Origin of the sequence: Methylophaga sp. UBA4204 (assembly GCF_002379485.1) — a bacterium.
GTDB lineage: Bacteria > Pseudomonadota > Gammaproteobacteria > Nitrosococcales > Methylophagaceae > Methylophaga.
Genome location: NZ_DFTU01000079.1, coordinates 84195 through 91169, shown reverse-complemented (window position 1 = coordinate 91169; position 6975 = coordinate 84195). Strand labels below are relative to the sequence as shown.

General features: G+C 46.9%; 8 protein-coding genes. 5 read left to right on the top strand and 3 right to left on the bottom strand.

Annotated elements, in window-relative coordinates; genetic code table 11:
- The 5 genes from B3182_RS11880 to pmbA form a co-directional block, all read left to right on the top strand.
- Positions 1 to 927: response regulator (locus tag B3182_RS11880; protein WP_292752857.1), on the top strand; the 927-nt coding region annotated here is incomplete at its 5' end.
- A gap of 20 nt (positions 928 to 947) precedes the next feature.
- Positions 948 to 1790: a peptide chain release factor N(5)-glutamine methyltransferase gene (prmC, locus tag B3182_RS11875; protein WP_292356124.1), complete on the top strand. Its 843-nt coding sequence runs from the start codon at positions 948 to 950 to the stop codon at positions 1788 to 1790.
- A 10-nt stretch (positions 1791 to 1800) separates the two neighbouring features.
- The gene (locus tag B3182_RS11870) at positions 1801 to 2559 is read left to right on the top strand and encodes a HesA/MoeB/ThiF family protein (RefSeq protein WP_292356126.1); all 759 of its coding nucleotides are present in this window, start codon (positions 1801 to 1803) and stop codon (positions 2557 to 2559) included.
- Positions 2560 to 2970, top strand: a complete 411-nt coding sequence (locus B3182_RS11865) for a M67 family metallopeptidase (protein ID WP_292356129.1) — start codon at positions 2560 to 2562, stop codon at positions 2968 to 2970.
- Positions 2967 to 4292 (top strand): metalloprotease PmbA, encoded by a 1326-nt coding sequence (gene pmbA, locus B3182_RS11860; protein ID WP_292356131.1) that lies wholly within the window; start codon positions 2967 to 2969, stop codon positions 4290 to 4292. The genes B3182_RS11865 and pmbA overlap by 4 nt, the downstream gene beginning before the upstream one ends.
- 1 nt (position 4293) lies before the next feature.
- Here pmbA and B3182_RS11855 read toward each other — a convergent pair whose 3' ends face one another.
- The 3 genes from B3182_RS11855 to B3182_RS11845 form a co-directional block, all read right to left on the bottom strand.
- Entirely contained in the window at positions 4294 to 6465 is a 2172-nt protein-coding gene (locus tag B3182_RS11855; RefSeq protein ID WP_292752854.1) for a PilZ domain-containing protein, read from the bottom strand.
- A gap of 8 nt (positions 6466 to 6473) precedes the next feature.
- A complete protein-coding gene (locus B3182_RS11850; protein ID WP_292356134.1) occupies positions 6474 to 6743 on the bottom strand; it encodes a BolA family protein in 270 nt (89 codons plus the stop codon).
- On the bottom strand, positions 6740 to 6975 hold a 236-nt coding region (locus B3182_RS11845; protein WP_292752851.1), incomplete at its 5' end, for a YciI family protein. The genes B3182_RS11845 and B3182_RS11850, both read right to left, overlap by 4 nt.

The following is a 6975-nucleotide window of genomic DNA, read 5'->3' as shown; positions in this document are numbered from 1 at the left end:
TTCTGGCTGGAAACCAGTGATCAAACGCCATTAATCATTTTTATGGATTTGATGATGCCGGGCATGGATGGTCTGACAGCAACCCGTCAGATAAAAAACGATGCCCGCTGGCAATCCATTCCGGTGGTTCTTTGCACAAGTAATGACAGTGAAGCGGATAAACTGTCTGCACACGACAGTGGTGTATTGGCTTTATTGTCCAAACCACCTGAAGCGCAACAACTACAATCGATTTTAGCTGCCTTATCATCACCATCAGTGACCACAGAAGAAAAACAACCCTCTGTAGCCGAGCCTTTACAGCCTGTTGAAATTCCCTCAATTCCGTCCATAGAGGAAATTACAGCTGAGGTTGAGCAATCATTATTACCAAGCTGGTTACAACAAGCTCAACAGCAAACAGAGCAGCGTAGTCAGCAGATTGCAGAAAATATCGCCAGGCAGTTGATTGATGAAAAACTGGATGGATTAGCGGCAAGGCTGTCTACTGAGATAAGTCAGCAGATCAGTGGTGAAGTGCAGGAAAAGGTTCAGCATCAACTCAATACGCAAACGGAACAAATGCAGACGGTATTGCTGGAAAAAGCCTCTGATGCCGCTGAAACAGCAATGCAAAACCTGAATCAGTCCAATCACTGGCAACAGCAAGTAACTGCTCAAACCGAGCGCTGGTTGGCCAGTCAGCAACACACGATTGAACAACAACTGGTGACGGCACTGCAACCCAGCATTGAAACAGCAATAGCCGAGCAGCTGTCCGCAATGCCTGACTCGGTCGATCCAATGACCGAAACTCTCAAGCAGGAACTGGCTCAACTGCTGTTACAGCAAAATCAGCTGATTAAGCGGCAGCGTATTACCAATGCTTTATTAATGATCGCGCTGGCGGCGGGGGTATTAGCGTTGTTACAAATCAATTTATTCTGATTTGACGAATTAGTAAAACAATGACGATTCAACAGGCTTTGCAATGGGCCAGATTGCAACTGGTCGCGAGTCAAACGCTGCGACAGGATATTGAAAGTCTGTTATGTCATGTATTGCAGTGCGCACCATCACGATTGATCAGTTATCCGGAACAACAACTTACATCACCCGAGCAACAGAACTTTGTTTCACTGGTGGAGCAGCGCCGGCAAGGCACTCCGATTGCCCACTTGACCGGCAGCCGAGGCTTCTGGTCATTGGATATTGAGGTCAATCAGCATACCCTGATCCCACGACCTGACACCGAGTTACTGGTGTCACTGGCTCTGGAAAAAATTCAGCCGGGAATGTGTATTGCCGATCTTGGAACCGGCAGTGGGGCTATTGCATTGGCAATTAAAGCGGAATGTCATGATATCTGGATGCTGGCAACGGATTATTCTCAGCCGGCCTTGATGCAGGCTAAACAGAATGCGGTAAAAAACCATCTAGACATACATTTTGTTCGCGGCCAATGGTTAGATGCCATACAGCCTGAAGCTCTGGACATCATTATTTCCAATCCACCTTATATTCGTTCAGATGACCCTCATTTAACCGATGGCGATTTACGCTTTGAACCCTTGACAGCATTAGCTTCCGGGGCTGATGGTCTGGATGATATCCGGCAGCTGGTCCATCAATCATCGCGGGTAATAAAGTCGAACGGCTGGTTAATGATAGAGCATGGTTATGATCAGTCGCAGGCCGTTCAAGCATTGTTCCAGCAAGCAGGCTTTAGTGAGATACAGGCTTTTCAGGATTATGGTCAGCAGGATCGCGTGGTCATTGGCAAACGCTCCGTAAGCCGCGAATTCAGGTAATATACTGCTGATGAATGATGAACAGTTGCTGCGTTACAGCCGCCATATTCTTTTGCCGAATTTTGACATCACCGGCCAACAGCGCGTTTTGGAAAGCCGCGTTCTGGTCATTGGGCTGGGAGGATTAGGATCGCCAGTAGCGTTGTATCTGGCGGCTGCAGGTGTTGGGCATCTAGTGCTGGTGGATGACGACATTGTTGAGCTGACCAATCTGCAGCGGCAAATCGTGCATCGACAGACGTCTGTAGGCAAAACAAAAACACATTCAGCTGCGGCGACTTTGCAAAGTTTGAATGACACAATTAAAGTTGAAACCATTGAGCATCGCCTGAACGAAGCCGAGTTAACCCAGCAGGCAACGCTTGCTGACGTGATTGTCGATTGCACCGATAATTTCAGTAGTCGTTTTCTGCTCAACCGGGTGAGTAAGAAAACCAGAACACCGTTGGTGTCAGCTGCGGCTATTCGATGGGAAGGACAGGTTTCAGTTTATGATGCCCGACAAGCCAATGCACCGTGTTATCGTTGTTTGTACGATGATAATGGTGGCGATATTCAGCAAAGCTGTGCGGAGAGCGGGGTGCTCTCACCATTACTGGGCATGATGGGATCCATTCAGGCGATTGAAACACTCAAATTGCTGGCCAATACAGGAACGTCCCTCAATGGTCGTTTATTATTGGTTGATGCGCAGTCAATGCAGATAAGAGAAATGACGTTAAAACAGGATCCGGCCTGCCCGGTATGTCACGATAATGAGAATAGCTAAATGACAGCAAAAACGACGATACGTTTACCGCGAACATTGGTGAATGAGCTATTACATGAAGCACAACTTTCACCGCAGCAGGAAATTTCCGGGTTAATAGGCCGCCATGGACAACGCTGTATGTGTTATCCGGTAGACAGCGTCAAAACCGATGCCAGCGTGTTATTTGCATTAAGTGCCAGTGAACAGTTGGCCGCATTAAAAGAAATGAAAGAACGCAATCAGGAACTGTTCGCCATTTATCACTCTCATCCCGATGCTCCAGCATTACCGTCGGTTATTGACGAGGATGTTGCAGACTATCCACAGGCGTTATATCTGATTATTTCATTGAATACACGCGGTGTTTTGGAAATGCGGGGCTTTCAAAAACATGGACAGAATATCGAAGAGGTTAATTTGATCATATGAGTAAACTTGACGCATCAATCTTAACAAATGCAGCGCAGCAGGCGCTGGATGCGGCTAAAAAGCTGGGGGCATCTGCTGCCGAAGTGGGTATCAGTCAAAGTCTGGGTTTATCGGTAAATGTGCGTCAGGCTGAAATTGAAACGCTGGAGCACAACAAAGATACCGGGCTTGGCGTAACGGTGTATCTGGGGCAAAGCAAAGCTTCTGCCAGTACATCCGATTTGCGGCCTGAAGCCATTCACGAAACAGTGGCGATGGCCTGCAGTATTGCAAAGCACACTCAGGAAGATAAATTTGCCGGGTTGGCCGATGCGTCATTAATGGCTACCTCCTTTCCGGATCTGCATTTGTACTACCCTTGGGAGTTGTCTCCGGAACAGGCGATTGCACTTGCAATGGAATGTGAGCAGGCCGGTCGCGATTTTGATTCGTTAATCAGTAACTCAGAAGGGGCCAGTGTTTCGTCACATGAAGGTCAGCGGATTTATGCCAACAGTCACGGTTTTATCGGTCAGACGCAATCCACTCGCCATAGTTTGTCATGTACATTAATCGCCCGTGATGAGACCGGTATGCAACGGGATTACTGGTATGACGTTGCCCGTGACAGTCAGGATCTGACTTCTGCTGTTTCGGTGGGTCGCAAAGCCGCTGAGCAAACGTTGAAACGGCTCAATACCCGTGAAATTGAGACCGGTCATTACCCGGTTATTTTTGCTGCTGAAATTGCCTCATCGTTATTTGGTCAGCTGGTGGGCGGAATTCGAGGCAGTGCTTTGTATCGTAAATCCAGTTTTCTGCTGGATAAACTGGGTGAACAGATTTTTCCATCATTTATGCATATCCATGAACAGCCACATCTCTTTAAGGCGCTGGGCAGTTCGGCTTTTGATGCTGAAGGGGTGGCGACACAAAATCGAGATATTATCCGCGACGGTTTATTACAGGGTTATGTGCTGGACAGTTATTCAGCCCGACGTCTGAATATGACGACCACCGCAAATGCGGGTGGAGTGCATAATCTTACCGTTGATAGTAACGATTTATCATTTCAGGACATGCTGAAGGCGATGGATCGGGGCGTGATTGTGACTGAAACCATGGGCATGGGCGTCAATATTGTTAACGGTGATTATTCGCAAGGCGCTGCCGGATTCTGGGTGGAAAATGGTGAAATTCAATATGCCATTGATGAGTTCACCATTGCCGGTCAGTTGCAGGATATGTTTAAAGGTATCCAAGCGGTAGCTAATGATGTGGACTTACGCAGCAATATCCGTAGCGGATCAGTGTGGATCGATAAAATGATGGTGGCGGCTTAGTTTAAGAATCGATGCTATCGCGGACGAAGCTAGTGATATCAGTTAAATAAGCCACAGCAAATATTGAAAATAGCATCTGCCTTAGGTTTTTAATGCGATGAGCGCTTTGGTTACGTAACGCATTGATTTGACGTGTCAAATCCTGCTCATCATGCAACCAGTCAGTTTTGTTGTTGACCAGCTGACAATGGAAAATATAATAACTTTCCGAATTAAACAGTCTGTGCAACAGCAGATTTTTGGCTTCTGCTGATTGCAGTTCATGTTCACAGATGATCTGCCAGGGCTGATGACCTGAGCGGTAACAATACAGTCCCATTCCATGAGTCACCACATTTTCAGTATGAACGGTTTTCAACTGTAATGTGATCCGCTGAATGGAATTGGAAATCGACTGCCATAATTTGTTGTCGGTATGATTTAACAACTGAGAATGGCCAGCCACCGCCTGCAACACGCGTTTTTGTTGAATATCCAGGCCAAAAAATAACGCTGTATTGAGCGGTGCGTGACTCAGCAGATCCAGATAAACCCGACTGTACTGCATTTGCAATAAATCATCTTCGCGCCGCGACAAGGACTGTTGGTTATCTTTAATGGCCTTTTCAAAAAACTGATTTACAGCGAATGGGCATTGGGTGACCAGGCGTTGCAAACCAAGTTCAGTTTGTTCAGCAAACTTCTGCACTCGCTTAACTTCATACGGCACACTACGTAAATTTAATTGCGGACGCTGTGATTGCCAACGGGTGAAATGTAAGGTTACCCGGGCACCTATCTTCACCGGCAAATCAGCATTGACCGATAACGACAATCCATTAATCGAAACCTCGTTGGTTTGCGACGCATGTTCCTGGCTATTTATAAATAAATTGACGGGGGTAAGCACGTTATAGCGGCTTTGCTGGCGTCGAATAAATGCTTTGAGCGAACTGATAGGCGGTAAGTTAAAAAGAACCGCCGGTTTTTCGATATTTTCATCAGCATGAATTTGCTTTTCATCATTGCTCAGCTGTTGCAAGCAGGCCGAAATATCGGTGATTTCTATCAGATTTTTTAATTGTGAAACCTTGCGTGAAAAATCAACGGCAATGCGCGGGTCCGATTGAGCCATGATATCAAAATGCGGATGATAAATTGATTCATCAACTGCCAATGCTGTTACATTGAAATGCCACAGTTGTGTTTTTTCGGGCCAAGGCCAAAATTGTCTTAGCCTTGCACTTTCACTGACATCAATCACCACCAGCTTTTCAGCATGAAGCGCCACAAACCCGCAATTTAAATTGTTTTGCTCAATATGAGAGAGCACTCTTTTCACGACGGACAACAAGTCAGGTGTGTTGATGAAAATCTGATCACAGACAGTGCTGCTATGGAGAGCGGTGACATTGGGCGATTGCTGTTCACCCATCCAGCAGAGCAGGCTGGGCATTTGCTGGCTGTATAAACGTAACAGACAATTTTGGGTCAGATTAAGAATTTCATTATTCAGCTCAGCAGGACTGTGCTGATTTCGATTGCTTAACCAGTTTTGCCACGCTTGACGAATGTCATCACCCACCGAGTCATGAAAGCGTAATACAGCAAAGGTTCGCTGATCCTCATGATGCATCCGGGTAACGTCAAACGCTATTTGTGTGGGTTCAGTATTATGAGCGTCGGGAAAATGTTCAAAACTGACGTTAACGGTATCGTTTTTTTCCAATGCAGATACATGCTTCATGCTGACACGGATAGCATCAATGCTGACATCCAGGGTCATCGCATGGTAGCTAAGTTCACCCACTTGTATGGTGACCGGCAGCGTCAGTAGCATGCGAGGCGCCTGACGACTTACCGGTTTATCCAGCCGGATAAGCAACAAGCCATCGTCCTCAACGGGAGTTGGTTGCTGCTGTTGTGATTGCTGTTGAAACTGACGGATGGCCTGCATCAGTGCTTCGTAAACACCGACGGTGTAACGCCCCCCCATGCGTTCAACCAGCTGCTTGAGTATTAAATAACTACGGTCGTCCAGATAGTGGGTGACATCGCCAAATTCATAAGGCTGACATTCACCGGTCACTTTACCGCGTAAATCAATGATGCGTTGACAGGGTTTTTGTAGTCTTTGTCGATCCAGCTGGGCCAGAAAAGCCTGGTTTTGTGCTTTACTGTTTTCCGTTGCCATTGCCCGAATTATTTCAGTTCATCAGGCGTTTTAGCTTGAATGCTTAACGCATGAATAGCAGAGGGGAGTAATTCAGCCGCTGCGTCATAGACCAGCCGGTGACGCTTGATTAAAGATAAACCGGCAAACGCGTCGCTGACAATAAATACCGTAAAGTGGCCACCACCAGTATTGCCTGCATGTCCTGCATGCAGATGACTGTCATCAGTGATCTGCAACTGAATCGGATCAAGCTGCTGTAACGCCTGTTCCAGTTTTTGTTGTGTTGATAAACTCAAGGTAAGACCTTACGAAATGGTTTAACAGTTACTTTGGCGTACACATCGGCCTCAATATAGGGATCGGCCTCGGCCCAAATCCGGGCGCTTTGCAAGTCGTCAAATTCGGCGACCACTAAACTGCCACTGAATCCGGCTTCACCGGGATCTTCGCTGTCAATTGCCGGATGTGGACCAGCCAAAACTAAACGACCTTCATCCTGTAACGCCTTAATACGACCAAGATGAGCCG